Origin of the sequence: Acinetobacter sp. P8-3-8 (assembly GCF_000214135.1) — a bacterium.
Classification (GTDB): domain Bacteria; phylum Pseudomonadota; class Gammaproteobacteria; order Pseudomonadales; family Moraxellaceae; genus Acinetobacter.
Map to the genome: position 1 here is coordinate 12,059 of NZ_AFIE01000002.1, position 25,667 is coordinate 37,725.

General features: G+C 36.8%; 24 protein-coding genes. 17 read left to right on the plus strand and 7 right to left on the minus strand.

The window, feature by feature from the left end:
• The first annotated feature begins 18 nt into the window (after nt 1–18).
• The 5 genes from GGG_RS0101185 (at nt 19) to GGG_RS0101205 (ending at nt 4,792) form a co-directional block, all read left to right on the plus strand.
• On the plus strand, nt 19–489 hold the full coding sequence (locus tag GGG_RS0101185) for a DUF6231 family protein (RefSeq protein ID WP_010111404.1): 471 nt from the start codon (nt 19–21) through the stop codon (nt 487–489).
• Nucleotides 490–616: 127 nt separating this feature from the next.
• Nucleotides 617–1,222: a YidB family protein gene (locus GGG_RS0101190; RefSeq protein ID WP_010111405.1), complete on the plus strand. Its 606-nt coding sequence runs from the start codon at nt 617–619 to the stop codon at nt 1,220–1,222.
• 384 nt (nt 1,223–1,606) lie between these two features.
• Nucleotides 1,607–2,050, plus strand: coding sequence for a hypothetical protein (locus GGG_RS19365; protein ID WP_010111406.1), 444 nt, complete (start codon nt 1,607–1,609; stop codon nt 2,048–2,050).
• 373 nt (nt 2,051–2,423) lie between these two features.
• Entirely contained in the window at nt 2,424–4,412 is a 1,989-nt protein-coding gene (gene tkt / locus GGG_RS0101200; RefSeq protein WP_010111407.1) for a transketolase, read from the plus strand.
• 164 nt (nt 4,413–4,576) lie between these two features.
• Nucleotides 4,577–4,792 carry a hypothetical protein gene (locus tag GGG_RS0101205; protein WP_010111408.1) on the plus strand — a complete coding sequence of 72 codons (216 nt, stop codon included), beginning with the start codon at nt 4,577–4,579 and terminating at the stop codon, nt 4,790–4,792.
• A gap of 72 nt (nt 4,793–4,864) precedes the next feature.
• On the opposite strand, the gene GGG_RS0101210 is transcribed toward GGG_RS0101205, so the two are convergent.
• A complete protein-coding gene (locus tag GGG_RS0101210) occupies nt 4,865–5,275 on the minus strand; it encodes an OsmC family protein (RefSeq protein ID WP_010111410.1) in 411 nt (136 codons plus the stop codon).
• Nucleotides 5,276–5,575: 300 nt separating this feature from the next.
• Here GGG_RS0101210 and GGG_RS0101215 point away from each other — a divergent pair, with 300 nt between their 5' ends.
• From GGG_RS0101215 to GGG_RS0101225, 3 genes are all read left to right on the plus strand, one after another.
• Nucleotides 5,576–6,160 carry a YceI family protein gene (locus GGG_RS0101215; protein ID WP_010111411.1) on the plus strand — a complete coding sequence of 195 codons (585 nt, stop codon included), beginning with the start codon at nt 5,576–5,578 and terminating at the stop codon, nt 6,158–6,160.
• Nucleotides 6,161–6,367: 207 nt separating this feature from the next.
• Nucleotides 6,368–6,862: an SH3 domain-containing protein gene (locus GGG_RS19370; RefSeq protein WP_010111412.1), complete on the plus strand. Its 495-nt coding sequence runs from the start codon at nt 6,368–6,370 to the stop codon at nt 6,860–6,862.
• A gap of 42 nt (nt 6,863–6,904) precedes the next feature.
• Complete coding sequence (locus GGG_RS0101225; protein WP_010111413.1) at nt 6,905–7,432, plus strand: GNAT family N-acetyltransferase; 528 nt, start codon at nt 6,905–6,907, stop codon at nt 7,430–7,432.
• 61 nt (nt 7,433–7,493) lie between these two features.
• Here the strand turns inward: GGG_RS0101225 and GGG_RS0101230 are convergent, their stop codons facing one another.
• Nucleotides 7,494–8,792 (minus strand): Y-family DNA polymerase, encoded by a 1,299-nt coding sequence (locus tag GGG_RS0101230; RefSeq protein WP_010111414.1) that lies wholly within the window; start codon nt 8,790–8,792, stop codon nt 7,494–7,496.
• Complete coding sequence (locus tag GGG_RS0101235; RefSeq protein WP_138920250.1) at nt 8,789–9,352, minus strand: LexA family transcriptional regulator; 564 nt, start codon at nt 9,350–9,352, stop codon at nt 8,789–8,791. The genes GGG_RS0101230 and GGG_RS0101235 overlap by 4 nt, the downstream gene beginning before the upstream one ends.
• A 338-nt stretch (nt 9,353–9,690) precedes the next feature.
• On the opposite strand from GGG_RS0101235, the gene GGG_RS0101240 reads away from it, so the two are divergent.
• Together GGG_RS0101240 and GGG_RS0101245 are read left to right on the plus strand one after the other, a co-directional pair.
• The gene (locus GGG_RS0101240) at nt 9,691–10,254 is read left to right on the plus strand and encodes a 1-acyl-sn-glycerol-3-phosphate acyltransferase (RefSeq protein ID WP_010111418.1); all 564 of its coding nucleotides are present in this window, start codon (nt 9,691–9,693) and stop codon (nt 10,252–10,254) included.
• Between the two features lie 106 nt (nt 10,255–10,360).
• Nucleotides 10,361–11,110 (plus strand): YebC/PmpR family DNA-binding transcriptional regulator, encoded by a 750-nt coding sequence (locus tag GGG_RS0101245; protein WP_010111419.1) that lies wholly within the window; start codon nt 10,361–10,363, stop codon nt 11,108–11,110.
• 134 nt (nt 11,111–11,244) lie between these two features.
• Here GGG_RS0101245 and GGG_RS0101250 read toward each other — a convergent pair whose 3' ends face one another.
• Together GGG_RS0101250 and GGG_RS0101255 are read right to left on the minus strand one after the other, a co-directional pair.
• A complete protein-coding gene (locus GGG_RS0101250) occupies nt 11,245–11,718 on the minus strand; it encodes an Lrp/AsnC family transcriptional regulator (RefSeq protein ID WP_010111420.1) in 474 nt (157 codons plus the stop codon).
• Between the two features lie 221 nt (nt 11,719–11,939).
• Nucleotides 11,940–12,272 carry a hypothetical protein gene (locus GGG_RS0101255; RefSeq protein WP_010111421.1) on the minus strand — a complete coding sequence of 111 codons (333 nt, stop codon included), beginning with the start codon at nt 12,270–12,272 and terminating at the stop codon, nt 11,940–11,942.
• A gap of 169 nt (nt 12,273–12,441) precedes the next feature.
• Between GGG_RS0101255 and GGG_RS0101260 the strand changes: the two genes are divergently transcribed.
• From GGG_RS0101260 to GGG_RS0101280, 5 genes are all read left to right on the plus strand, one after another.
• A complete protein-coding gene (locus GGG_RS0101260; protein ID WP_050809022.1) occupies nt 12,442–13,188 on the plus strand; it encodes a HesA/MoeB/ThiF family protein in 747 nt (248 codons plus the stop codon).
• Between the two features lie 39 nt (nt 13,189–13,227).
• Nucleotides 13,228–14,526, plus strand: a complete 1,299-nt coding sequence (locus tag GGG_RS0101265) for an AarF/ABC1/UbiB kinase family protein (protein WP_010111423.1) — start codon at nt 13,228–13,230, stop codon at nt 14,524–14,526.
• Between the two features lie 169 nt (nt 14,527–14,695).
• Entirely contained in the window at nt 14,696–15,076 is a 381-nt protein-coding gene (folB, locus tag GGG_RS0101270) for a dihydroneopterin aldolase (RefSeq protein ID WP_010111425.1), read from the plus strand.
• Entirely contained in the window at nt 15,033–15,464 is a 432-nt protein-coding gene (locus GGG_RS0101275; protein WP_010111427.1) for a 2-amino-4-hydroxy-6-hydroxymethyldihydropteridine diphosphokinase, read from the plus strand. Before folB ends, GGG_RS0101275 begins: the two co-directional genes overlap by 44 nt.
• A gap of 62 nt (nt 15,465–15,526) precedes the next feature.
• The gene (locus GGG_RS0101280) at nt 15,527–16,018 is read left to right on the plus strand and encodes a hypothetical protein (RefSeq protein WP_227500475.1); all 492 of its coding nucleotides are present in this window, start codon (nt 15,527–15,529) and stop codon (nt 16,016–16,018) included.
• A gap of 114 nt (nt 16,019–16,132) precedes the next feature.
• Here GGG_RS0101280 and coq7 read toward each other — a convergent pair whose 3' ends face one another.
• Together coq7 and GGG_RS0101290 are read right to left on the minus strand one after the other, a co-directional pair.
• Complete coding sequence (gene coq7 / locus GGG_RS0101285; protein ID WP_010111431.1) at nt 16,133–16,768, minus strand: 2-polyprenyl-3-methyl-6-methoxy-1,4-benzoquinone monooxygenase; 636 nt, start codon at nt 16,766–16,768, stop codon at nt 16,133–16,135.
• Between the two features lies 1 nt (nt 16,769).
• On the minus strand, nt 16,770–18,089 hold the full coding sequence (locus tag GGG_RS0101290; RefSeq protein ID WP_010111433.1) for an MFS transporter: 1,320 nt from the start codon (nt 18,087–18,089) through the stop codon (nt 16,770–16,772).
• A gap of 176 nt (nt 18,090–18,265) precedes the next feature.
• Here GGG_RS0101290 and GGG_RS0101295 point away from each other — a divergent pair, with 176 nt between their 5' ends.
• A complete protein-coding gene (locus GGG_RS0101295) occupies nt 18,266–20,989 on the plus strand; it encodes an autotransporter assembly complex family protein (RefSeq protein ID WP_010111434.1) in 2,724 nt (907 codons plus the stop codon).
• 92 nt (nt 20,990–21,081) lie between these two features.
• Complete coding sequence (locus GGG_RS0101300) at nt 21,082–25,620, plus strand: translocation/assembly module TamB domain-containing protein (protein ID WP_010111435.1); 4,539 nt, start codon at nt 21,082–21,084, stop codon at nt 25,618–25,620.
• The last annotated feature ends 47 nt before the right edge of the window (nt 25,621–25,667 follow it).

Genomic DNA, 25,667 nt, shown 5'->3' on the forward strand with positions numbered 1-25,667 from the left:
TTCAATAAAGGTGCAGTTATGGCTGAGCAAAATGTCATCACTTCAATGCTAGACGATTTATCGCTAGAACAGCCAATTCAAACTGCATTGTGTATTGGGCAAAATTTGTCCCAATACAATGTTCATCATTCAATTCAATGGTCTTATTTTAACTTATCTGAGTTTTTAAATCTGCCCTTTACGCAACGTTATGATTTGGGTTTTGTGTTATTGGATACAGATGAATTGTCGGAAGCTTCAGATCAGCACAAATCACAAGTTTTGGTCAAGCTGCGTGATTTATTGGCAAAACGTATTGTGGTTGCATGCCATTTAAAAGATGAACAACTTTTAAGATCTTTAGGTTTTACCCAACTGATTGATAAAAGTGCGCATGATAATGATTTTGCTTTATGGCAATTTAATATTCTGACTTATAAGCATGTGCCTGATTGGTTTAATTCTAAATTCTGGGCGAATCCTGAAAATTGGAACAAATTCCGTTGGTAAGCAGTTTTGAGTACCTTTAAATCCAAGTTTTAAACCATTGCAAAATTTAACAATTTCAATTTTGTTGAAAACAATAAAGCCAAGTATGCTGTGCAAGTGTCATAAAAACTTAAAAAAGGGGAAGCTCATGACAGATTTATCAAATATTGTGGAAATATTAGCAAAACAGGCACTCGGTGGACAACAACAATCACAAGGTGGGCTAGGCGGTGGATTAGGTGGAATCCTAGGTTCGGTATTGGGTGGCTTAGGTGGTGGTCAGCAACAATCACAACAAGGCGGTTTAGGTGGGGTATTAGGTTCTGTTCTTGGTGGATTGACTGGCGGACAGCAACAACAAGCGCCACAATCGAGTGGATTTAATGGTTCATCTTTATTGATCGCAGTTGTACCTTTGATTTTAAGCTGGATTCAACAAAATGGTGGTTTGCAAGGCGCACTTGCAAAACTTCAAGGTGCTGGCTTAGGCGGTCAAGTGCAAAGTTGGGTAGATCCATCTCAAGGTAATAGCGCTGTAGATGCTCAGCAAATCCAAAGTTTGTTTGGTGGTCAGCAAATTGAACAAGTTGCGCAACAGGCTCAAGTACCAACCAATGAAGTCTATGGTGCGATTTCAACCGTATTACCACAAATCATTGATTCTTTAACACCTCAAGGTGATTCTACGGATCAAAATGAAGCAAATGATGATATTCAAAATGTCATGAATATGGTTTCAGGTTTCTTAAAGTAATTAACGTTAGTTCGGAATAAACTCTGATGTAATTTATTGAAAAGATAGATCAGGCGCAGCGGAGTCTTACTGTTTAAAGTCAAATGTAAGGATTAACCTTCGGTTCGACCTACTTTTCTTTCGGGAAAAGTAGGCAAAACCATTTGTCAGTCGCCAACTCGACAGATACCATCAAGTACCTAATATTTTGCAAAAACAGTATATTACAGATGTAGCCCTGCCTCGAACAATGCGACTGACGTTTCCGCGTATCATATAGTTGGGAATATATCTTATCTTGAGCTCAGGTTACTTAAGAATTGAGCTCGTCATTCATTTGTTTTCAGTAAAGCCAATTTTTAAATTGGCTTTATTTTTTTGAAGACTGCTTGAGTGCTGTTGCTAATGAAATTTGTCAATAATATCCAGTTAAATATCATTCAAGAAATCAGTGAATATAAACAAACGCTGTGTGAAATGGTTATTGACCACAAACCTTCAAACATCTTGATAAGAGGGAAAATACTCGAAAGAGCTGTGTCTGTTGATGAAAATCGCTATGTTATTTTTACAACGGATGAAGTGATTTTTGAGGAATCTTTAAACATTTATTTGATTGAATTGGGCAAAGGTGTTGTTGATCAACTATTTATAGGACAAGCTTATCAAACAGATATTTTTAGTGGCTTGAAAATAGTTAATGAAAGCTCGCTCAGTTTTAGTTTTTTAGGCAGTTGGACACTGGAAGTCTATGCTAAAGCGAAATTTGGAATAGGTATAAACTCTGAGGTGCTGTGCTTATATAATTTAAAACTTAAACATTACCTGAAGTTAAGCTGCGTTGAATGAATATTTTTAATCTCTTCAGCTAAATTTTTAATGTTTTATATCAGTAAGATTACTATTTATAACAATCAAAACATCATTTCTTTGTTTAAGATCAACTTGAAACATCTGCTATGACTTGAATCTATGTCCAAGTTCTCAATCTTTGTAATTTCGATTTCTTATTCATATTTATATCGACTAGGATAAAAGAGAATCTTATTCATTTGAACAGTGTCTTTTATTTTAAATATGCTTATTTTTTGTTCTATTGCGTATTGATTAGATATTTATGCCTTAACGGGCTTTACGCCTTGCGCTTTTTTTAAGACAATATGCAGTAGTTTTGAATTTAATTCATCTTCTTATTTTCTTCATATTTATTGGACTTTGATCTATGACAACCCCGCTGAATGAACGTCGCATCGCCAATGCAATTCGTGTATTAGCAATGGATGCTGTGCAAAAAGCAAACTCTGGGCATCCAGGTGCTCCAATGGGGATGGCAGATATCGCTGATGTGGTATGGCGTGAGTTTTTAAATCACAACCCAACAAACCCACAATGGGCGAACCGTGACCGTTTTGTACTTTCTAATGGTCATGGCTCAATGCTTCAATATGCTTTACTTCATTTAACTGGTTATGATCTTTCTATTGAAGATTTAAAGGCATTCCGTCAGTTACATTCTAAGACTCCAGGTCACCCTGAATTAGGTTATGCACCAGGAATTGAAACAACCACTGGCCCATTAGGTCAAGGTGTTGCCAATGCTGTAGGTTTTGCTTTAGCAGAAAAAACCTTAGCTGCTCAGTTTAATAAAGAAGATATTAAAGTTGTAGATCACTTCACGTATTGTTTCTTGGGTGATGGTTGCTTAATGGAAGGTATTTCCCATGAAGCATGTTCACTTGCAGGTACTTTAGGTTTAGGTAAACTTGTTGTTTATTATGATGACAATGGTATTTCGATTGATGGCGAAGTTGAAGGTTGGTTCTCTGACAATACAGAAGAACGCTTCAAAGCTTACGGTTGGCAAGTGCTTAAAGTTGACGGTCATGATAGTGATGCAATCCGTGCTGCAACAGTTGAAGCAAAAGCTGAAACAGCGAAGCCTACACTTATCATTTGTAAAACTATTATCGGTTTAGGTTCACCAAATAAACAAGGCAAAGAAGATTGCCATGGTGCGCCACTGGGTAATGATGAAATTGCATTAACTCGTGAAGCATTGGGCTGGAAAGAAGAACCATTTGTGATTCCTGCGGATGTTTATACCGCTTGGGATGCGAAAGCGAAAGGTACAGCTTCAGAAGCAGCTTGGAATGAAGTATTTGCACAATATCAAGCAAAATATCCAACAGAAGCTGCTGAATTATTACGCCGTGTTAGTGGTGATTTACCCGCTGACTTTGTTGCTCAAGCCGATGCTTATATTGCAGAAGTGAATGCAAAAGCTGAAACGATTGCAACACGTAAAGCAAGCCAAAACGCGATTCAAGCTTTTGCACCATTACTTCCTGAAATTTTAGGTGGTTCTGCTGACCTAGCAGGTTCTAACCTTACACTTTGGAAAGGTGCGGTAAGTGTTGAGTCAAATCCAGCAGGTAACTACGTACATTATGGTGTACGTGAGTTTGGTATGACTGCTATTGCCAATGGTGTTGCGCTTCACGGTGGTTTCATTCCTTACGTTGCAACATTCCTAATGTTCATGGAATATGCACGTAATGCTGTACGTATGTCTGCGTTGATGAAACAACGTGTGATCCATGTTTATACACATGATTCAATTGGTTTGGGTGAAGATGGCCCTACGCATCAACCAGTAGAACAAATTGCATCTTTACGTGGTACACCAAACTTAAATACATGGCGTCCATGTGACACGGTTGAAGCATCTATTTCTTGGAAATCAGCATTGTTACGCAGTGAAGGCCCTACAGCGTTAATCTTCTCTCGTCAAAATTTACCATTCCAAACACGTACTCAAACTCAAATTGAGAATGTTGCGAAAGGTGGTTATGTATTAGCTGAAGAAAAAGGTGAATTAAAAGCAATCATCATTGCAACAGGTTCAGAAGTTTCATTGGCAATGGAAGCGTATGCACAACTTGATGGTGTACGTGTTGTTTCAATGCCATGTGCTGAAGAATTTGTAAAACAAGATGCTGCTTATCGTGAAGCTGTACTTCCTGCAAATATTCGTGCACGTGTTGCAGTTGAAGCGGCTCATGTGGATTATTGGTGGAAATTTGTTGGTTTAGACGGCAAAGTGATCGGTATGACCACTTATGGTGAGTCTGCACCTGCTAAAGACTTGTTCCAATTCTTTGGTATTACCACAGAAGCTGTTGTTGAAGCTGTAAAAGAATTGACTGCATAATCATTTTTACATTTAAAAACGCTCCGATAGGAGCGTTTTTATTTGGAGAAATGTTTTGTAACTTAGTCAAATTTTACTAGCAGTTTTTAGCAATAGGTATATAGTTGACGCATTCTTCAGAATTGATGAAATATGGTGAAATATCTACCATAAGTGAGGAAAATATGAGCCTTTATGATCAGATTAGTGATGAAATTGTCCTGATGGATGCCGGTGAGCAGAAATGGATTGGACAAGATTTACCACTTGAATCTATGGTAGCTGTTGAGTTGTTATTACAAGATTTGCAAGAAGATAAAATCATTAAAATTCGCCGTAAGAACCATGAGAAACAAACTGGTTTAAAGCAAATTGATCGAATCTTAGTTGAAAAGTTGTAAGATTGAAAATGAAAGCCCCGAAAGGGGCTTTAGTTTTAATGAAGAAAAATCATTGTTATGAGAATAAGATTTTTATTTCATATTTAACTCAGTTTGAATCTGAATATTCGAAGTCAATAGTTTATGAACTGGACAACTTTCAGCGACTTTTAATAAACGCTTATGCTGATCTTCCGTAAAATCACCTGTTAAAGTAATTTTTCGGACAATGTTATTTTGACCAGCTTCTGGATCGCCTTCAGGGTTTAGACTTAAATCTACCTGTACGTGCTCAATTTTGATACCCTTGTGATTTGCATACATTTCCAAGGTTATCGTAGTACATGCGCCCAAAGCTGATAATAAAATTTGCATTGGATTTGGAGCTGTATCCTGACCACCTTTATCCGCAGGTTCATCGGCAGACCATGTATGACCTTGAGCATTGGTGAGTGTGACACGATAAGGTGTTTTTGTACTTTGCGCTAAAACACTGTTGACCATCTTTAATCCTTCACAAATAAAATTAATATTGCTATACAACGCTTTAAGTCAGCTTTTAACTGTAGTTTTTTTGTATACATTGTTTCCAAAATTATATATTCAAAAATAAAATTGATATGTAAAGAAGGGGAGGTGTTCTTAATAAAAGCATAAAAATGAAGATGATGAGCGCTTTTTTCAGTTATTTTTCAAGATATTTCCATGTTTCGTTCTAATTTTGCAACATATCGTCTTATCTATAACAGTGCATTAAAATATTAGAAGTATAAAATGACAACTATCGATAGAGAGATTAAGAACATGAACTTTAAAGCATTAACATTAGGTTTAGCTGTAGCATCTGTAGCAACATTCACGATGGCAAAGCCAGTGGATTACACCATTGATCCAACACATACTGCAACAGTATTTACTTGGAATCACTTTGGTTTTTCAACCCCATCTGCTAATTTTAGCGATATTCAAGGTGTGATTTCTGTAGATAATGCAAAACCTGCAAACTCATCAGTAAATGTAACTATTCCATTATCTAGCTTAAATACCAATGTAAAAGCTTTGGATGAGCACTTGAAGAATGCTGATTTCTTTAATGCTGAAAAGTACCCAACGATCACTTTTAAAAGTACTAAAGTGCAAGCTGTGGGTAAAAACAAATACAAAATTACAGGTAACTTAACAGTTAAAGATGTAACTAAACCTGTTGTTTTAGATGCTGTTTTAAACAAACAAGGCGTACATCCAATGACTAAAGCACAGTCAATTGGTTTTAATGCAACAACGTCATTCGATCGTTCTGCATTTGGTGTAGGTGCTTATGTGCCAAACGTGGGCGATAAGATCACTGTAAATATTACCACTGAAGCGTCTGTTCCTACTGCTAAGTAATAAGCAAATAAAATAAGAAACTTGCACTAGATATTCTGGTGCAAGTTTTTTTATTGTCTATAGAAATGATTAAAGTGATTCTTTTTCTTAAATATAATAAATAATGTGTATATGTATCCCTTACTATAAAGCTTTCTTTTTTCTTAAATATTTGTAGTATGTTTAAGGTATTTTAAAATTATTAATAATATGGATAGGGTATAAATTATGAATAAGTTTTTATTAATAATGAGCCTTGCTTTTTTAGCTTTATTACCTAATTTATATGCTTATGAGGGATTAGATTTGGATGAAAGTGAGTTTGTCCCAATAGCTAAAAAATATGTAAATAATGAATTTTTAAATATTAGAAAAGAACCAATTGATGGAATGATCGTCGGGCAGTTAAAAAGAGGTGATACTGTCTTGGTTTATGATATAAATCAAGACTGGTCGCGTATTTCAAAAGAGAGGGAAGAACCTCAATGGGTATTTTCTCAATATTTGTGTTCATTTGAAGGTTGTTCTAAGTCCAAAAACTCTTTTTCATCAACTACAAAATCTAGTATATCTCGGAAAGCACCAGCCAGTAAGCCCCTTCAAATAAATAGATTTTCGCAGTCATATTCAGGTAGTTGTTCTTGTAGCTCAGGGACCTATTGCTATGGTCCTCGTGGTGGACGGTATTGTTATACTTCTGGCGGAAATAAGAGTTATAGATAAACAAATAAAATAAACTTCTCATTTAAAAAAGTGTTGAAAAATATGCACAAACTTGAAAATCTAGAAATTTATTTAAGACCTGTAAAGATTGAAGATGCCCCGCTTCTTTTAGAAAGTACACAGATCGAAGAAATTCGTTATATGACAGGAACAACGGTTGATTTTACATTAGAACAAATACAGCAACATATACTGAAATGTCAAAAAGATAGTAACCGTTATGATTTTGCGATATGCCTGAAGAACAATCATCAAATGATTGGTGAGCTTGTAATTATGGATATAGATCAAGTGTATAAAACGGCGGGCTTTCGCATATCAATGTGTCATATCGGATTGACTGGTCAAGGTTATGGTACTCAAGCAATCCATTTGGTTTTAGATTTTGTATTTAATACGTTGGATTTGGAACAGTTAGAACTCGAAGTGTATAGCCATAATCAACGTGGATTACATGTGTATCAAAAACTTGGATTCAAAACTGTAGATATTTTAAAGAATGCACTGAACTATAAAGGAGAGTATTCAGATGAAATCAAAATGTTAATATTAAAAAGTGATTATAATTAAGAATTTCAGAGGAGCATCTATAATCATAAAATGATTAATTTGTTTATTCGAGAATATTATGTCAATGATCTATAGTTAATAACTCATCCCAGTTAAATGGGTTCTTACTGAGTTTGCTGCGATTCATTGACCAACTACGATTGGGTATATAACACGCTCCAATCGCTAATTTCTTTTTACCAAAACGCTCATGTACACCTTCGATCGCAGACATTAATTTATCTTTTTTATCAATATTTGATCTGTCTGCCAGTAGGTCAAAAGCATGGCTATTTTTCGATTCTAATCCTGTCAGAATGACACCACATTTCTTATATTTAATTCCTTTTTGATAAATACGATCTAACATACCTGTTGCAGCTTTGACTAAATCAGCAACACAGTCGGTCGGTTCGGAAAATGCATAAGGAATAGATTGGTTATAAAACGGCGTATGATCATCAAAAGGATTGGATTGCATAAAAATAATAATACAACCACAAAGTAATCCACCTTCACGAAGTCTTGCGCAAGCGTCTTGAGCGTATGCGCTCATGGCTTCTTTTAGATCATTGAGTTCAGTAACACGTGAACCAAATGAACGACTGGCAATAATTTGTTTTTTACTCGGTGGCGTATGTTCAAATTCGATGCAAGATATCCCTTGTAATTCAGAAATCGTCTTTGCCATGACGATAGAAAAGTGTTTTTTCATCTGAGCAGGGTCTGATACAGCAAGATCCAGCACGGTATTAATTCCCATACTTTTTAATTTTTTAGTATGTTTACGTCCTACATTCCACACTTCGCCGACATCAAGCAGACTAAAAAAATAATCTCGATGTTTCGGATCCATCGATGCTAAATTGCATACACCGCCAAAACGTTTGCCTTTTTTTGCCATATGATTGGCCATTTTGGCCTCAGTTTTACTTCGACCAATACCAATACAGACAGGTAAACCAAGCCATTTCCATATTCGCTGGCGCATTCCTTGAGCATATTCAGTGAGATCATAGCTTTTTTCATAAGCGGTTAATTCAAGAAAGCACTCATCAATTGAATAGATTTCTTGCTCTGAAGCAGTCACAAATTCACCCAATATTCCGTGAAAACGACGTGACATTTCAGTATATAAAGCATAGTTACTTGAAAGTACTTGGACATCGTATTTTTGAACAATATCTTCGATTTGAAAGAAGGGTACTGCCATTTTAATACCCAAATCTTTCGCTTCCTGACTTCTTGCCACAGCACAACCGTCGTTATTTGAAAGGACAATAACAGGTTTATTATTTAATGATGGATCAAACACACGTTCACAACTGACATAGCAGTTATTGACATCGACAAGTGCGAAGATTTTGTTTTTTGATTTCATTTGAGGCTCTTTAATGCATAAGTAACAACACCCCAGATCATAAGCTCTTGACCTTCATCGAAATAAATATCGCTGCATTCAGGATTTTCAGCTTTTAACCAATGTATACCATCCTCAATCATCAATCGTTTTACCGTAAAATCATTATCAATCAGTGCAATGACAATGTCTCGATGCTTGGCTTCAAGGCTGCGATCAACAATTAATTCATCATTAATATCGATACCGATTCCTAACATAGAAAGAGAATTAACCCGAACAATAAAGGTTGAAAATGGACTTTTAACCAGCAGTTGGTTTAGATCGATGGTTTTATCGATATAGTCTTGAGCTGGAGAGGGAAAGCCTGCTTGTACACGCTCAGTTACGAGGGGAATTTGTATAGATGTCACCGGATTAATTTGTTGAATAGGGTGTATTCTATTTAAAGCTTCTTTTTTGCTTTTTAAGGCGCAATATTCTACGGCATGAGGAAATTGAATCTTCTCAACCTCCGCCATATTGGATTTTGACATCATATCTTTACAGGGGTGATCATGTCGTTTTTTAAGCTCATTCATAGTTAAACTTGATTTTGTTACTTATTCAAGATTCTAAAACTTGGTCGAATTAAATTCAAATGATTATTTTAAATTTAAAAAATTTAGACTAAATATTGCTTTATAAGTCACGTAAAATAATTATTTTGTGATTTGTTCTGATTTAAATCAAAGCTGGGTTTATTTATCAATTCAGTGAGGTGTTGGTTTCGCTGTTCTATTTTTGCAATGGTTGTGTATTTAGCTTAAGTGGTTGCAAAATAAATATACAAATGTAAAAAAAGAACTGAATAGCAATTGTATTTTTCTGCTGATGCTCGGACAATTCGCAAATTATTTTTTATGACGTTAGGTAGAACATGAAAAAGTTATTGGGGGAGTTAGCTTTTAAATTGTCAGGTTGGACATATGAAGTGAAGCCCGATGTATTGGAAAAGAAACAAGTGATCATTGGTTTTGAACATACTTCAATGATGGATGCTGTGCTGTCTCTTGCGATTTTCCAAATTCATGACTTAAAAATTCATACATTAATCAAAAAAGAATTATTTAAAGGTCCAATGAAACCGATTCTTGAGAGAGTTGGTGGTATTGCGGTTGATCGTAAATCGAATCAAGACATTGTGACGCAAATGGTTGAGCTGTTTCAAAGTCATGATGAATTTAATTTGGTTATTGCACCTGAAGCGACACGCGCGGAACGTGGACAGCCACGTAAACCGATTCGTACAGGGTTTTGGCATATTGCTAAAGCAGCGGGTGTACCAATCGTGTTGATGTATGCAAACTCACATACTAAGCAAGGTGGTATTTTCGGGAAAATTTATCCATCTGACATCGATCAAGATTTAGCTGAAATTAAACGACTATATAAAGAGCATACAGGGCTTGATATTGTGATTCCTGAGCCAAAAAAAGCTTAATTTAGATAAAAACTGAAAAATAAGCACTTTCTCATAAAAAAGTGCTTATGGTAGAATTGCCAAAAATTGATATGGCATAAGGCCAATCTACAGGAGCATATTTCGCATGGCGGGTCATTCCAAGTGGGCTAACACAAAGCATCGTAAAGCAAAACAAGATGCGAGTCGCGCTAAAGTATTTACAAAATTTATTCGTGAGATCGTCACTGCGGCTCGTTTAGGTGGTGGAGATGTCGCTTCGAATCCACGTTTACGTGCAGTGATCGAAAAAGCCTTGGTGGCAAATATGACACGCGACACCATCAACCGTGCAACTGCGCGTGGTGTTGGTGGTGAAGAAAATGCCGATTTGAAAGAAGTGACTTATGAAGGTTACGGCGTTGGCGGTGTTGCTGTAATTGTTGAAACCATGACGGATAATTTGAACCGTACTGTACCTGATGTTCGCCACTGTTTTTCTAAAACCAATGGTAACTTAGGAACAGCGGGTTCGGTTGCCTACATGTTTACCAAACGTGGTGAGATTACTTTTGAAGATGTCTCTTTAGAAGATAAGATCATGGAAGTGGCATTAGAAGCGGGTGCAGAAGATATTGAAGTGAGTGAAGATGAGATTTTGGTCATCACAACACCTGAAACTTTCGGTACTGTTCAAGATGCTTTAGCTGCTGCAGGTTTAAAATCTGACAATGCTGAAGTGACGATGAGTCCTTCAACAAAAGCTGAAATTACTGATATTGATCAAGCAAAATTAATTTTAAAAATGATTGATATGTTTGAAGATCTTGATGACGTGCAAAACGTTTATACTAACGTTGAATTCTCAGATGAAGTGCTCGCTGAGTTAGATGCTTAATTCATATTTGAGTCAAAAAACGCACCGATGGGTGCGTTTTTTATTTTTAAGCATGATTTGGATTTTCAATGGATCTAAATGGTTTAAAACGTTGAGTCACAATTAATTGGATAATGGATATAGATCGTAAAAACTTAAACGCGATTAAGCAGTCCAGTACAGTTAAAAACTTGATTGTATTCTTTAATCACAAAACTTGAATGTAGTGCCACCACATGATCAATTTTACCGATACGTTTCAGTAAAATTTCACTGTAGTTTTCCATATCTTTCGCCACAACTTCTACGAGAAAATCAGCCGTTTGACCTGTGACTAAAAAAGCATTAATCACTTCAGGAATGTTTTCAAGCTCTTCTAAAAATTTTGCAAAGGTATCTGTATCGTGTTTACTGAGTGAAACTTGTAGGATGACATGTAATTTAAAACCTAATTTCTCAAAATTAATATCACGTTTCAAATTGGTCATGATATTGGTTTCAATCAAATGCTTGATTCTACGGTGTACGGAACTGACAGAAAGATTAATACGTTCTGATAGCTCGTTGAGATTGATATCTTCATTCGTTAAAATTTCAAGAATTTGTTTATCGTAACGATCAAGTTCCATGTTCAGCATCCAGTGTGAAAATTTTTTCTACATTAATGTAGAATGAAATAAGATATTTTTCAAATTGATTATGAGTTATGCGGTTTTTTTTCTTATATTGAATAAAAATGAAAAATATCCATGATCATAAAGCAATGCTGTTCCTAGATATTAGAGTACATATTAGAAAATAGTCATGGATCATCTAAAGTTTCATCAAAATATTGATATTTAATTATATTCTACTTCTTATTAACGACAAAACATCTTTCAGCAGCCGTATCTGCAAAAGTATTGATGGCAAGTTTTTGGGCTTCTTGAGTTTTGGCAATAGGGATTTGATAGGCTAAATCGACAAGCGTCATTAAACCTTGTACGCTATTTTTACTTTTTGCAATAATACTTTTATTTGCATTATTTAAGGCCACAAATTTAGGTGTATTACTTTGTCGATCCATCATAATTTGCGCAGCCGTGATGGCATAGAGTTGGCAGAATTGATCTGTTGGGTTCGGTACAGCATAGAGTGATGTGCAAGCAAATAGGCTGCTGATGCAAAATATTATTTTTTTCATAGTGGGCTTATTCTGATTTTGTAAATGTATTCAAACATAAAAGAATTCAATTGTCGAATAACATGAAGTACTTGTATTGTTTTATACTATTTCATAATTTGTTATGTAATGTCGGTATAAGCATTTGATTAAGCAATCAGATAATGAATTCGAACTCACCGAATCTGAAATGCATCTTTATTCACGTCAAATCCTACTGGATGGTTGGGATATTGATGCACAGGAAAAGCTCAAACTTGCCAATATTCTCATTGTTGGCTGTGGCGGAATAGGGTGTACTACAGCTGAGTTACTGGCACGTGCAGGCGTAGGTAAAATCACGCTGATCGATGCAGATACCATTGAAATCAGTAATCTACAGCGCCAAATCGCTTATACAGAACAAGATGTTGGTTTTTATAAATCTGAAATACTTGCGAAGCGTTTACAACAGATTAATCCATTCATTCAAGTTGAAAGTTATACCGTTAAATTAGATGAGTCTAATGCTCAATCGTTGATTACGCAGCAGGATTTAGTCCTAGATGGTTGTGATAATTTTACAACACGTTATTTGGTTAATCAGATGTGTGCGCAATTGAATGTGCCATTGATTAGTGCATCAGCAATTGGTTTCCAAGGTCAGTTATTCATGGTTGAAGGAAATTCAGCCTGTTATGAGTGTTTATTTCCCAAAGAACAACATATTAATGAAAGCTTTCGTTGTGCAGATTCAGGCGTTTTAGCGACAACGCCAAATGTAATGTCAAGTTTGCAAGCTCACCACGCACTTTTATATTTAGGATTAGCTCAGACACCACTCAAGCAAAAATTACTGCTTTGGGATGGCTTAACAATGAAACAACGAATTTTAGCCTTTGAAAAAGATACAGATTGTCCAAACTGTCAGGCAAGCCATACTGCAAAGGCTGATTAATTTGCTACACTTCACTTAATTTATTTCTACTTAGACATTATGAAAAACAATATCTGGTTAGATGGACTGCGTTCAGTTGCCCGAGTTGGGGAAACTGCTGTGATCGCAGCAAAAGCAGGCATCAAATATGCGACCGAAAAACCAAGTAACGCAAAACTCATGCGTGAAACGTTTGAATCTTTAGGTTCAACTTATATTAAGTTAGGGCAATTCATTGCCAGTACACCTTCATTATTCCCTCGTGAATATGTGGAAGAATTTCAAGGCTGTTTAGACCAAACGCCTTCTTTGCCATTTAGTTATGTGCAAGGCGTATTAGCGCAAGAGTTTGCAGGGCGAGATTTAAGCGAAATATTCGCTTCTATTGAAGAAAAGCCATTGGCTTCAGCGTCTATTGCACAAGTCCATGCTGCGAAACTGGTGACAGGCGAAGATGTTGTTATTAAAGTGCAAAAACCAGGTGTAGAAACCATTCTCTATACCGATTTAAATGTTTTGCATTGGGCAACAAAAATCCTAGAAAAAGCGGTGCCTAAAGTTAAATTTGCTTCATTGGCAGATATTGTTGAAGAAATTAAAACACGTATGGTACGTGAAGTTGATTTTATTGAAGAAGCACAAAACCTTGATGACTTTGTGAATTATCTCAATGTGTCTCAAAATCACGCTGCGACTGCGCCAAAGGTTTATCACCAGTATTCAACTCGCCGTGTATTGACCATGCAACGCTTATATGGCGTGCCATTAACTGATTTTGATGTAGTACGTAAAGTTGCAAAAGATCCATCACAAGTTTTGATTACTGCAATGAATACGTGGTTTGGTAGCTTGATGCTGTGTAAATCTTTCCATGCAGATTTACATGCAGGCAACCTAATGTTGCTTGAAGATGGTCGTATTGGCTTTATTGACTTTGGTATTGTCGGTCAGCTTAAACCAGAAGTATGGCAAGCCTGTATGGCATTTATGGATGCATTACAAAAAACTGATTACACACTCATGGCTCAAAATATGTTGGGTATGGGCATGACCAGTAAGCAGATTGATACGCAAGTCTTAGCAGATGATTTAGAGCGTCTATTTAGTGGTGTACTATTGGCAGATCCACAAAAGATTATGAGTTCAAATCCTTCTGATTTAAACGATATTATGATGGATATGGTTGCAGTCGGTGAGCGTCACGGTATTCGTTTCCCGCGTGATTTCGCATTGTTATTTAAGCAAATGTTGTATTTTGATCGGTTCATGCGAGTTCTTGCGCCATATACTGATATTTATGCAGATCAACGTTTGCAAATGGTGCAAGATTTAGATCCAGCTTCGTTGTTGAAACATTGATATGAATCTCCTACCTTAAAAGGTAGGAGATTTAAATTTATTTTTAAATAATCCCTCCCAACCTCCCTTTAAAAAGGGAGGAGTATTCCTAAAATATTGTATATGGGTGAAGTCCCCCTTTAAAAAAGGGGGATTTAGGGGGATTTAGGGGGATTTATAGGAAAAGGTTATGGACGCAATTATCATTGAAGGTTTAAAAGTGGATACAGTCGTTGGCTGTTTCAATTGGGAACGTCAAATTATTCAACCTTTAATGCTTGATCTCACTATTCAGACCTGTTTAGAAAAAGCATCCAACACAGATGAACTGGAAGACACGTTAAATTATGCAGAAATTTGTGAGATTTCGACTAAGGTCATTCAAGATGCTGCCCCGAAATTGATCGAACATGCGGCTAAACTGGTTTTAAATGCGCTTTTCGCTACCTATCCCTCAGTTGAATCGATTATGATTACCATCCGTAAGCCTGCCATTATCCCGCAAGCAAATTCTGTAGGAATTCGTCTTGAACGCCACCGAAACGATATTCGCCCTAGCTCTGGCGAGTAATAGCGCTCCTCAATATCATTTTCAAAAAGCATTTGCTCAGATTTTGAGTTTGGGTGAAGCCACTTTTTCAAAAATTTATATTATTCCATGTCGTGATGGGGTAGGTGCAGATTATTGGAATGTTGCGTGTTTACTTAAAAGCCAATGGTCTGTTGATGAAATCATCGCCTTATTAAAAAAAATGGAAGCAGATTCAGGTCGTGTCCGTCCTTCACACAATATCTCTTTAGATGTTGATTTGATTGCATGGGGAAGTGATTTAACACAAATGCAATTTAACCCTAAAAAACTACCATTGGCTTTGGACGTTAAGATTCCAATGTATGATATTTGGCAAGATATGTTATTCAATCATTCAGAGCATCAATTCCCTGTTATAGTTTTATAAAATCCGTAAAAATGAGAGTGTAAATAGCAATGTATTTGAAATCATTGGTATTGTTGAGTTGTGTGTTTTTGTTAGACGCTTGTACTAATTTACCTGAAAAGTCTGTTGAACCTTCAAAAAATGAAGCTAAAAACCAATCGGTGCAACAACGTGATAGCAATTTAAAACAAAGTGTTTTTGCTTATACAAAAGATTCATCTACTTATGAGGTGGCATTTGATGACCTCAATGGCGATGGACAACAAGACGCTGTAGTACTTTTGAATGGTTTGGATTGGTGTGGTTCAGGTGGCTGTACCATGTTGATCTTTAAGGGAAAACTAAATCAAACATTTGAAATTTTGAGTAAAACAACTTTGGTTGGCAGTCCTGTATATTCAACAACTTATATTTATAATGGATGGAAACAGTTGTCTGTGTACAGTCGTAAACATGGACAAGTGATGTTGAAATTTGATGGGGCAGGCTATCCTTTAAACCCATCTTTATTACCTGTAGAGACCACAAAGTTAGCACCACACAATGCTAAATTATTGTTTGGATTGAGTGAATAGTAGACTGTTTCAATCGTTGACTGATTTTAAAATATTCAAATGAGTCAACGGATAAAGCCCTTGCAGAAAATATCCCTCCTTTGAAAAAGGAGGGAGTTTCAAGAATAAAAATATTTAAATAAAATAACTGGTTTTAGTCATCAATTTAGAAATTGCAGTCATAGTGATTTTGACTGGAATTGGTAAATCAACACCGCCTGCTTCTAAAGCCGTATCACGATGATGTAATTCATCTTCATTCATTTGTACAAGAATTTTACGTGAACGTTCATCTTGAGCAGGCAGCTGGCTAATATGATGTTGCAAATGCATGCTGACTTGACGCTCAGTTTCCGCAACAAAACCTAAACTGTATTTGTCACCTGCAATACCTGCTAGCGCACCCATGCCAAAAGAAAGTCCGTACCAAACTGGGTTTAATAGACTGGTGTGGCTATCCAGTTCTTTTAAGCGTTCTTCACACCATGCTAAGTGGTCTTGCTCTTCAATTGCAGCAAACTCCATTTCACGGCGTACATTAGGTAGCTTTGCAGTTAGGGCTTGACCATGATAAAGCGCTTGTGCGCAGACTTCGCCACTATGATTGACTCGCATTAAACCTGCAACATGACGAGCTTCACTGACTGCTAGTTTTGTTTCTGTGTCATTTGAAGGATTTTCTCTTTGTGCAGACGTCACGCCTGGTACTAAACTTCTTAAAGCTTGATCGAATGAATTGATCAGTTTATCAATGCCAGTATATTGACGCATATTAGTCCTCCAAAGAAACTTGAGTGGTGGCAATCAGTGGTTTTAAGCGAAGTAATAACCACGCACTGAAAATAGCACTGAGAATAGCGGTAATACAAAATAGAACTTTAATGTCTATTTTTAAAATACTTAAGATAATTATAGAGAAAATTGCAGAAGAAACCATGAATATCGCATTAAAAATATTATTGGCAGCAACCACACGTGCACGATGTGATTTAGGCGCATAAGCTTGCATCATGGCATATAAAGGTACGATATAGAATCCACCGCTGATCCCCAATAAAGTCACAGCAAGCATGACATGATAATACGCAGCGCCTGAGCTGAACATATCTGCAATCGTAATTAAATCGCCTGTGCGTTCAGGAACAAATGCTAAGCTTGCTGCTAAATACAGCGCAAATACAGTCAATCCGATTGCACCGATCGGTACCATTTTAATATTCACTTCAGTACCACCAATTTTACGGCACAGTAAAGAACCGACACCAATACCGACGGAAAAGAAGGTCAAAAGGAGGCTAACCACATTTTCATTGGCATGTAAGTTTTGCTGAGTTAATTGGGGAATTTGCGTGAGATAAGTTGCACCATAAAACCAATACCATGAGTTCCCTAAAAGAACGATAAAAATTAAAGGTAAGCTTTTCGCATAACGAATGGTTTGAAAACTGGTACGGAAGAAATTCCAATCAATCTCTAAATCTGTATTGGTCGTAGGTTGTTTCAACACAAAGCGACTGCATAAGTAACCAATTACGGCAATAGATATGATGGTTAAGCAAATCCAGATCATATTGCCTTGTGAAAGTGAAATAACCGCACCACCTAAAATCATACCAATCAAAATTGCGATTGAAGTTCCCGACTGGAACAGTGCATTTCCAGACATCAGCTCATTCGGTTTTAAAATATCAGGCAAAATTGCATATTTTATTGGGCCAAAGAAGGTGCTGTGCGTTCCCATTAGAAATAAAGCAAAGAGCAGAATCCATAAATTGCCCAATAAAAAACCAGCTGAAGCGATCAGCATGATCATAATTTCAAGTATTTTGATACTTCGGACTAAAAATGAACGTTCGTACTTATCTGCAATTTGTCCTGCTGTCGCAGAAAAGATGAAATAAGGTAGAATAAATAACAACGCAGCAAGATTGTTGAGTGTGCTAATACTTGCAGATTGTTGTTGGATCCATCCATAGGTGATGACGAGCAAAAGCGATTGTTTATAAACATTATCGTTTAATGCACCAAAAAATTGGGTGAGAAACATCGGCAGAAAACGCCGTGTAGCTAAAATATGCTCATTTTTTTCCATTGTAGATGCTTCATTTAGTTATATATGAAAAATGTGGTGAAATAGTAACTATCATACAAAATCATGTATCATGTTTTAACCTTAAATCATGTTTAAAACCAATTGTTTTTGAGTGTCAGAAATATACATTGTTCAGTGTAAATTTCATTTAATATATTTGATAATTAGAGCTTGGTATGCCAGCAAAAATTAAATTTAAAAAATCTGTTCTTGCACATTGTATGCATCTTCACTTTGATAGTTATCATATCAATAAACTGTTATGTGCAAGTGTTTTTTTAAGTGTTTTTGCTGTACCTGTAAGTTACGCTGAGCAAATACCTGACGATTCAAAGCCAGTAAGTCCCACAACAGAAATTACCAATACTCAAGAACAACTAGAATCAGCTGCAAAACAACAAGGTCTACCCAATGAGAAAATAGACCAAATTGATGACAAAATAGAGCAAAGTAAAGCTGAAACCTCAGTCGATAGTTTAGCCATGCTTGAGCAACAAGAAAAAAACTTGGGTGTTCAAGATGATTTTAAGCCAATTCAATTTGATGACCTTGAAGATTTAACAATTGCTCCCGTTGATCAGTCTTTGACAAATGAGATTTTTCAAGTTGCAGAAGAAGCAAAAAAAGAAGCACTTGATTTTAGAAATGGTGTAACAACAGCGCCAGAAGTGTTGGTGAGTGATGCAACACAACAAGAAGTGTCTGAAATTACTCAAGCACCAGTCAATGTCGATCAACTTATCCAGACGATTCGGTCGGATAGTGAAATTTCTGTAGAAAGAAATGATGCTGCAAAAACTTTAGTTGATCCAACGCTGAGTGAAAAAAAGGATGAAGAAAAAGTTGGGTTTTTCAAAGGTCTAATTAACAAAGTCATTAAACCGCAAAGTAATGTCGCAACCATTCCAAAAATTATGGTGACGGTTGAAGGTGCACCTAAAATACTTAACGATAATATTAAAGCGAAATTATCTTCTTTTACTCAAGAGGCTTTTTTAGATTTTAATGGCTCTGTTCCGCAGTTAAGAACGCTCACTGTGCAAGCTGCGCAGGCTGTAGGGTATTACAATGCACAATTTAAGTTTTCAAGAATAGACGATAAGCATTTAAAAGTTAGTGTTGTTCCAAATCAACCCGTTATTATCGAAGAACAAAATATAGAAGGAAGTGGACCTGGAGCAAACCTTGCTCAATTCCAAGTGATACGTGTTTTACCTGATTTAGACGTCGGGGATATTCTCAATCATGGTTTATATGAAACCACCAAAACACGTATTGTCGATGCGGCGAGTAATAATGGTTTTTTTGACAGCTATTGGCGTTTACATGATGTTAAAGTTGAACAACCACAGAATAAAGCCAAGATCAATTTAAAATATGAGACAGGTGAACGCTATAAGTTAGGTCATGTGGAATTTAGAATGAGTGATCCTTCTAAGCCACTACCGATTGATTTAAAAATTCTTGAAACAATGGCGCCGTGGAAAGAGGGTGCGGATTATACTGCATGGCGTGTCAATGGTTTGGCGAATAACTTAACTAACTCACGTTATTTTAACTATACCTTGGTTGATGCCATTAAACCTGATCCAATTGTTAAACCTTTAGAGCTGCCTGCGGATTTGCAAGCATTGGTCGATCAGGAAAAAATAGCAGCTTCTTCATTTGCAGAAAAAACAGAAACTGAACAAGCCAAGCAATCGAATAAAGAAGTGACACAGAATGTCGTAGATGAAAATCAATTCGCAGGTACGCAAAAAGAAGAAGTAAATCCGAATGTCAAACAGTTGCAAGTACAGCAAAAAGAAAAAGAATCAGAAGAAGATTTGCTTAAAGACAAAGCGCGTGAAGAAAAGATTATTCCTGTGATTGTGACTTTAAATGCAGATCGTTTAAACAGCTTAGAAACAGGTATTGGTTTTGGAACGGATACAGGTGTTCGTTTACGTAGTCAGTATCGTCGTGCCATTGTCAATCATTTAGGTCATTCTTTTGATGCTAACTTTGAATTATCACAAATCCGTCAATCTTTTGATACACGCTATAATATTCCGTATAAACATCCACTGAACGACTATATCAGTTTAGTTGCGGGTTATGAGCGAGAGGATCGTGGTGGTATTGGTAATGATTTGGATCTTAGTATTGAATCTGCTGTTGCGGGTGTAGACCGTATTATCAAAGGTTCACGTAAAGAATGGCAGCATATTTTTGGTGTACGTTACCGTTTAGACCGACTCAATCAAACAGGTGAAGTGGATAATATTGATGATATTCCAGACGCTTTTCTAATCCCTGGTTCAAATGCAGAACAACAATCATTGCTATTTGGATATGAAGCCACAAAGACGGATAGCGATAACCGAGTAAATCCAACACGCGGTTTTAAACAGTCTTATAAAATTCAAATGGGGAGTGAATCTTTACTCACAGACACCGATATGGCTATCGTCAATGCGACATGGAAAGCGCTATATTCATTGGGGAAAAATGATAATCACCAATTTGTCGGTGGCCTAGATCTTGGTTATATTTTTGCAAAAGATTTCCAAGACGTTCCTTATAATTTAAGATTCTTTGCAGGGGGTGATCAAAGCCTGAGAGGTTTTGATTATAAAAGTCTTTCTCCTGAAGAATATGGTTATAAAGTTGGAGGACAAGGCTTAGCTGTTGGATCATTAGAATACAATTATCAGTTCAAAGAGGGCTGGCGTGCTGCAATATTCAGTGACGTGGGTAATGCCTATGATAAAAGCTTTAGTAATAATACAGAATATAGTTTAGGTGTCGGAATTCGTTGGAAATCTCCAATTGGTCCAATTCGATTGGACTTGGCTTCAGGGGTATCTGATCCTGATCATCCGATTCGATTGCATTTCTATATTGGATCGCAACTTTAATATTCACTAATATTCATGGGTTGTGGCTAGTTTATGGCACAAACCCTAAATAAATTGAATGACTAAAAATCAGTGAGAAGTTTGGAAATAATATGACTGATGCAGAACATCAAGATGTTCAAAATGAACAACAAAGTAATTCATTAGAGCCTGAGCAAACACCTAAAAAGCGTAAGTTATTGCGTAATATTCTTTTGTCTGTGTTTTTGATCATTGTTTTATTGGTTACTGCATTGGCTGTGATGTTTAGTACAGATAAGGGCAGTAAGTTCTTACTGGATCGTGTTGCTGCAAGTCAAAAGATTATCCATTACCAATATGAAGGCGGAAATCTTTTACAGGGGATTATTCTCAAAAATATTCTTGTTACGCTGAAACCTGTCGATATTAAAATTGACCGTGCTAATGTTTCTTTAGGCTGGAGAGCCATTTTTGATAAAGAAATTCATTTAAGTCATGCAGATGTGAATAATTTAAGAATTATTACGAAATCCCCACCAAGTAATGAACCGTTTAAATTCAGTGAAATTAAGCTACCTTTTATTCTACGTGTAGATGAAGCTGATGTTGATCATTTACAGATCCAAACCTATGCTGCCAAAGTAGATTTCAATGATGTGCATTTAGAAACAGCCCTTTGGTCTGGAACAGAACTAAAGTTTGAAAATACCAGCATGGATATGGGTTATTTATCTGTTAAAAATGCCAAAGGAAATATGGATTTTAAAGGGAAATATCCCTTAAATGCACAAGGCGTTCTGCGTTTACCTTCATTAAAAAGCTTAAATATTAACGATATTTATGTGCAAGCGCGCGGTTCTTTAGATACGATTAAAGCAGGTGTGGCAACCAAAACACCTGATATGTTAACGGGATGGGCTGTGTTGCATCCAATGCGTCCAGAAGTACCGATGAGTGGTGCTTTAAACTTTAAAAATTACCATTGGCCTCTATTATTAGAGCAAGAACTTTTATCCAAGAATGGTATTGCAAAATTCCAAGGGGATATCAAAGGTTTAAACTTAGATATCAATACCGATATTAGTGGCAAAAATATTCCACAGGGTCAATATACGGCTTTGGCTCATACTGACTTAATCAATCAATTGAATATTAATAATGTGAATGGTCAGTTGATGGGAGGTGCGGTAAATGCTGCTGGTCTGGTCAGTTGGCAAGATCATGTACATTGGGATCTTAAAGGTCGTTTAGACCGAATTAATCCAAAAGACAAATTGATTCCACAAGTGATTCAAGATTTTCTTCCGCCTTCACTGGATGCCAATATTGGTTCTATAGGTGCGTTAAAACAAGGCATGCATTTAACTGCAAATGTGGCTTTTGATAAGTATGAAACGTGGAATGTAAAATTAGATCAAGCAGAACAACAAAACAATAAAAAGCCCGAGCCGATGTTACTGGGTGTAGATTGGAAGAATATTGACCGTGCGGTGCCTTATGTTGGATGGCTGAGCAGTGAACAAGGTCAAGTCAATTTAGCATTGTTGGAAGGTCAGCAAAATATTCATGTTGCTACAGTTGTTCGAAAAAATGAAAAAGGCACTTTGCCCGCAGGTAAATATAACGCACAGCTGGATTTAAAAGGGGATAGTTTACACATTCCTGCCTTTAATTATTTGGCAGATCAGGGCAATCTTTCAGGGAATGCCGTGATTGAATTACCAACGGAAAAGCGTCAATTAAAATGGCAAGCTGTATTAAATGCCAAAGATTTTAATCCGCAATCTGTTGTCGCTGCTGCACCTGTTGATTTGTTAAATGGCCAAGTTAAAGCCAATGGCTTTGCTAAGCCGAATCAACAGCTTATTTCTTTTGATAGTGTTAATTTGACAGGAAGAATTGCCAATCAAGCCAATCCTGAAACGATTCAATTGACTGGAAAAAGCAGTGCTGCGATTATTTTTGCAGATCAAAAAGCGGGTGGAGCATTTAAAGGCTTCGCTGTAAATTATGATGGTGCACTCAATGCAGCTCAATTAAAACAAGGTAGCGGGTTATTAAAACTCCGTGTTTCTGGTACGCCAGAATTGATCAAGATTGCAGAACTACAGCACGATGGTATTGCTGGGAAAATATTTGCCAGTGGTCAAGTACATGTCGGTAATGCGATCAGTTGGGATATCAGTACATCATTGATTCGTTTTAAACCGCAATACTTTGTATCTTCAGTACGTGGTGAAGTTTCAGGTAATGTTAAAACTCAAGGGAATTGGTCTGATAAGCAGAAGCGAATTAGCATTCAACAATTGAATATTGCTGGAATGATCAATAATAAACCTTTACGTGGTCGTGGTAATTTAGCCATCATGCTCAAGGCTGATCAAAAAGGTTTTATCCCTCAGCAGTTTGAGGCAAACAACTTATTCCTGTCCTATGCCAATAACCAAGTACAAGCCACAGGAAATGCACAGAATCTTCGATTAAAAGTGAATGCGCCTGCCTTGTATGAGCTCTATCCGGGTTTGCGTGGTACAGCATATGGTTATCTGAATTTACAAGTACAACCACGTTTAAGTGCAACGGCAAACTTGGTGGTTGATCGCTTTAGTTTGAATGACATCAGTATTAAAAAGCTCAGCCTAAAAGGTGAATTACCAACCTCTGAAGTGACACCATCCAAAATGGTGGCGCAACTCGATACATTACGTAGTGGTAATCGTGAAATCCAACATGCTGCTATTACGTTGTCAGGAACACGCAAAGCTCATTTATTACAATTGCAGGGTTGGAACTATTATTCAAAATTCTATATGCAATTGGCAGGTGGTTTTAATGCGCAAAATGATTGGTTAGGACAAGTTCAAAAAGGTGAGTTTGACTCAGTTCGTGCACATTTAATTCAGCAAAAAAATGCACCTGTGATTTATTCATCTTCTAAAGCAGAGTTGTATGTTGGACAGCACTGTTGGCAGAGTCAGCAAAGTCAGTTGTGTTTTGATCAGCCAATACGAGTCAGTCAAAAAAGTGGAAATGTTTCATTTTTAACTGAAAATTTAGATTTAAATGATTTTGCTGCATTTATGCCTCAAGGTTTGGCACTTACAGGTAAATTGAATGGTTATGCTAAAGCATCATGGACACAAGGGACGAAGCCTAAGTTAGATGCAAAATTAGTTACACGTAACGGTCAAATTGGTATTGCTGCTGAAGATCCAGAAGATATTTCAACGTCAATGAGTTATGACGAAGCAAGTATCATTGCTAAAAGTATCTCAGATGGTTTGTTGCTACGTGTCGATTTAAAAGCACCGAATATTGGTACAGGTTATGCGAGTGTAATCGTCAATCCTTATGTGGATTCTAAACCAATGCGTGGTGAAGTTGCCTTTAATGAAGTTCAACTGCAAATCCTAAAACCTTTTATTGCTGATGTTCGCAAATTAGATGGGACATTATCACTTGCAGGTAAAATCAATGGGACTTTAACTCAGCCACTATTTGATGGTGAAATGCGTTTAAAGAATGGTGAAATCAGTATGATTTCACTGCCTGTTAATTTAACGAATGTGCAGATTTATTCTTCAATTCGTCAAGATGTTGTAACGATCAATGGTGCATTTAATAGCGGACGTGGCGTTGGCAAAATCAATGGTAGTATTGATTGGAAAAATGATCTTCGTGTGCAATTAAAATTAAATGGGGAAAGATTACTCATCCGCCAAGCACCTTTGATTACAGCGGTTGTGGATACTGATATTGAAGTCGATGCTTTACCAATGAGTAAGCGTATTACGGTGAATGGTAAGGTCGATGTACCACGTGCGCTTATTTCGATGCCAGAGAGCAGTGCGACAGTGGTTAACGTTTCACCAGACGTGCGAATTGTTAAAGAAGGTGAAAATCAGCTCGCTATTTTACGAGCTGCTAAACCTTGGGATATTCGTGCAGATGTTTCAGTCAATCTCGGTGATAAAGTCATTTTCGAAGGCTTTAATAGTCGTATTCCTTTGGTCGGTCGTTTATATCTCACGCAACGTGGTTTGGAAACAGCGATGCGTGCTAATGGTGCAATTGGTGTGAGCCAAAAAGTGACCATCGAAGCCTATGGTCAGCGTTTAGATTTGAACCGTGCTATTGCACGTTTTAATGGGCCATTGGCGAATCCGACTTTAGATATTGATACCAATAAAAGTATTTCGGGCAGTATTGTCGGCGTTCGTATCACGGGTACTGCAACGAGTCCAAATATTCAAGTGTATAACGATGCAGGATTATCTGATCAAGAAGCGATGAATGCTTTAATCACTGGGCGAATCAATGAAGGTTCAAGTGGTTTAAGTAATGAACAAGGCTTCAAATCGGATGTAAATAACACCATTGCCGCAGCAGGGATCAGCTTAGGTTTAGGTGGGACGCGAGCGTTTACCAATCAGATTGGTCGTACTTTTGGTTTGAGTGGTTTAGCCTTTGATGCTCAGGGTACAGGTGATGATACGCAAGTTAGCTTAACAGGCTATATTACACCTGACTTGTATATTCGTTATGGTGTAGGAGTATTTACACCAGTGAATAAACTGACCTTACGTTATCAAATGAATAAGCGTTTATATTTAGAAGCAAGCCAGTCTTTAGAGAAAGCAATCGATTTGTTCTATCACTGGAGATACTAAGCGTATTGCAAATTCTAAGCACATTGCTGGTTCTAAGCGATTAGCAA